The sequence below is a fragment of the Glycomyces sp. NPDC049804 genome (assembly GCF_040674615.1).
Classification (GTDB): Bacteria; Actinomycetota; Actinomycetes; order Mycobacteriales; family Micromonosporaceae; genus Glycomyces; species Glycomyces niveus.
In genome coordinates this window covers 1-3399 of the sequence record NZ_JBFAMQ010000039.1, presented here as the reverse complement: position 1 = coordinate 3399, position 3399 = coordinate 1, and the positions used below count along the sequence as shown (strand labels likewise).

1 rRNA gene is annotated in these 3399 nt (G+C 57.0%); it reads left to right on the top strand.

Annotated elements, in window-relative coordinates:
- Window positions 1-187: 187 nt before the first annotated feature.
- A 23S ribosomal RNA gene (locus tag AB0K52_RS25575) occupies window positions 188-3306 on the top strand.
- The last annotated feature ends 93 nt before the right edge of the window (window positions 3307-3399 follow it).

Here is a 3399-nt window from a genome sequence, read left to right as displayed (position 1 = left end):
TGGGTCTCGCACCCTGTTGGGGTTCTGAGACAACACGTCTCTGAGCCTGGTTGCATCGCGGATGCGCGTTGTGCTTGATCCGGTCCTGTTGGACGGTGAGCGGCGTGTCGGGTGTGGTCAATGTGTTGTTTGAGATTTGTATAGTGTGCGTGAGTGTCTTTGTTTCTATCTGATTTGACCGTGTGTTGGTTAAGTTGTGTAGGGCGCATGGTGGATGCCTTGGTGCCGGATGACCGATGAAGGACGTGTGAGGCTGCGATATGCCTGGGGGAGTTGCCAACTGGACTGTGATCCCAGGGTTTCCGAATGGGGTAACCCAGCCGTCTTGATGGGCGGTTGCCGCTGGCTGAATGTATAGGCTGGTTGGTGGTGTGGCGGGGAAGTGAAACATCTCAGTACCTGCTGTGGAGAAAACAAGAGTGATTCCGTGAGTAGCGGCGAGCGAAAGCGGAGGAGGCTAAACCTGGTTCGTGTGATAGCCGGCAGGCGTTGCGGGTCAGGGGTTGTGGGACATCGTCGTTAGATTCTGCCGAGTCTAGGTTCACGCAGCATTGTCTAGTCGAACGGTGTGGGAAAGCCGACCGTAGAGGGTGAGAGTCCCGTAGGTGAAGGGCAGTGTTGGTGTTCGGATGGTGCACCCGAGTAGCGCGGGTTTCGTGGAGGCTCGTGTGAATCTGGCAGGACCGTCTGCTAAGCCTAAAGAGGTCCGGTGACCGATAGTGGATAGTACCGTGAGGGAATGGTGAAAAGTACCCCGGGAGGGGAGTGAAAGAGTGCCTGAAACCATGTGCCTGTAAACCGTCAGAGCCCGGCGGCGAGCTTGCTTGTCGTAGGCGGGTGATGGCGTGCCTTTTGAAGAATGAGCCTGCGAGTTATGGTATGCCGCGAGGTTAAGCCGTGTGGTGGAGCCGGAGCGAAAGCGAGTCTGAATAGGGCGTTGAGTGGTGTGTTGTAGACCCGAAGCGGGGTGATCTACCCATGTCCAGGGTGAAGCGGCTGTAAGAGGTCGTGGAGGCCCGAACCCACCTAGGTTGCAAACTGGGGGGATGAGGTGTGGGTAGGGGTGAAAGGCCAATCAAACTCCGTGATAGCTGGTTCTCCCCGAAATGCATTTAGGTGCAGCGTCGCATGTTGCTCCGTGGTGGTAGGGCGCTGGTTGGGTGATGGGCCGTGTCGGTTACTGAGCTCAGCTAAACTTCGAATGCCATGGTGTTGAGTGCGGCAGTGAGTCGGCGGGTGAGAAGATCCGTCGTCGAGAGGGAAACAGCCCAGATTACCGGCTAAGGCCCCTAAGGGTGCACTGAGTGGAAAAGGATGTGGGGTCGCGTTGACAGCCAGGAGGTTGGCTTAGAAGCAGCCATCCTTGAAAGAGTGCGTAATAGCTCACTGGTCGAGTGGTTCTGCGCCGATAATGTAGCGGGGCTGAAGTGCACCGCCGAAGCCGTAGCAATGCCATCGAGATGCGTCTCGGTGGGTTGGGTAGGGGAGCGTCGTACATGGGGTGAAGCCCGGGAGTAATCCATCGGGTGGACTTTGTACGAGTGAGAATGCAGGCATGAGTAGCGAAACACAGGTGAGAATCCTGTGCGCCGATTGACTAAGGGTTCCAGGGGACGGTTGTTCCGCCCTGGGTTAGTCTGGGCCTAAGGCGAGGCCGAGAGGCGTAGTCGATGGATAACCGGTTGATATTCCGGTACCCGAGTGCCGCGTATGAGTGATAGCGGTTGTGCTAACCGGCTGTGAGCCGGCAGGCGCTGACCTTCGGGTTGGTACTTGTTGGTGAGTGGTTGGGGTCCTTTCCGTGTGTAGCGTAGTGATGGAGTGACGCAGTGGGGTAGCTATACCGTCTGGTGGATTAGGCGGGGTAAGGTGGTAGCCCGGGACTCTAGGCAAATCCGGAGTTCCTGCTTTCAATAGCGAGGGTGAGCGCTGAAGCATAGGCCTTAAGGCTGAATTTGGTGATCCCGTGCTGTCGAGAAAAGCTTCTAGCGAGTGGTAGTCGGCCAGTACCCTAAACCGACACTGGTGGTCAGGTAGAGTATACTGAGGCGTTCGAGTGATGTGTGGTTAAGGAACTCGGCAAATTGCCTCCGTAACTTCGGGAGAAGGAGGGCCCTTGTCTGTGGTGCGTGCGCACGGAAGCGGATGGGGGTTGCAGAGGCCAGGGGGAAGCGACTGTTTACTAAAAACACAGGTCCATGCGAAGCCGTGAGGTGATGTATATGGACTGACGCCTGCCCGGTGCTGGAACGTTAAGAGGATCCATCAAGGCGTAAGCCTGCAGTGGTGAATTGAAGCGCCAGTAAACGGCGGTGGTAACTATAACCATCCTAAGGTAGCGAAATTCCTTGTCGGGTAAGTTCCGACCTGCACGAATGGCGTAACGACTTCCCCGCTGTCTCAACCACATGCTCGGCGAAATTGCAGTACGAGTAAAGATGCTCGTTTCGCGCGGCAGGACGGAAAGACCCCGGGACCTTTACTATAGCTTGGTATTGATGCATTGCTTGGTTTGTGTAGGATAGGCGGGAGCCTGGGAAGCTGCGACGCTAGTCGTGGTGGAGGTGTTGGTGAAATACCGCTCTGATCTGGTGGTGTGTCTCACCCGCGGCCCTGATCGGGTCGGGGGACAGTGCCTGGTGGGTAGTTTAACTGGGGCGGTTGCCTCCTAAATGGTAACGGAGGCGCCCAATGGTACCCTCGGGCCGGTTGGAAACCGGTCGGTGAGTGTAAGCGTAGAAGGGTGCTTGACTGTGAGACCGACGGGTCGAGCAGGTGCGAAAGCAGGGGCTAGTGATCCGGCACCGACGTACGGATGTGGTGTCGCTCAACGGATAAAAGGTACCCCGGGGATAACAGGCTGATCTTCCCCAAGAGTCCATATCGACGGGATGGTTTGGCACCTCGATGTCGGCTCGTCGCATCCTGGGGCTGGAGTTGGTCCCAAGGGTTGGGCTGTTCGCCCATTAAAGCGGCACGCGAGCTGGGTTTAGAACGTCGTGAGACAGTTCGGTCCCTATCCGCCGCGCGCGTAAGAGATTTGATGAAGGGCTGTCCCTAGTACGAGAGGACCGGGATGGACGAACCGCTGGTGTGCCAGTTGTCCCGCCAGGGGCATGGCTGGTTGGCTACGTTCGGGAGCGATAACCGCTGAAAGCATCTAAGCGGGAAGCGTGCTTCGAGATGAGATCTCTGTCAGACTTTGTTCTGGTGAGGCGCCCTGTAGATGACGGGGTTGATAGGCTCGACATGGAAGCGTTGTAAGGCGTGGAGTGGACGGGTACTAACCGCCGAGAACTTAACACAACACACTGGTTGTGATGGAAACGAAAAGCTCACGCACACTATGCGATTCTGAGGCAACACGGTTGGCTCGATCGCCGGCCGCACGCGAGCGTG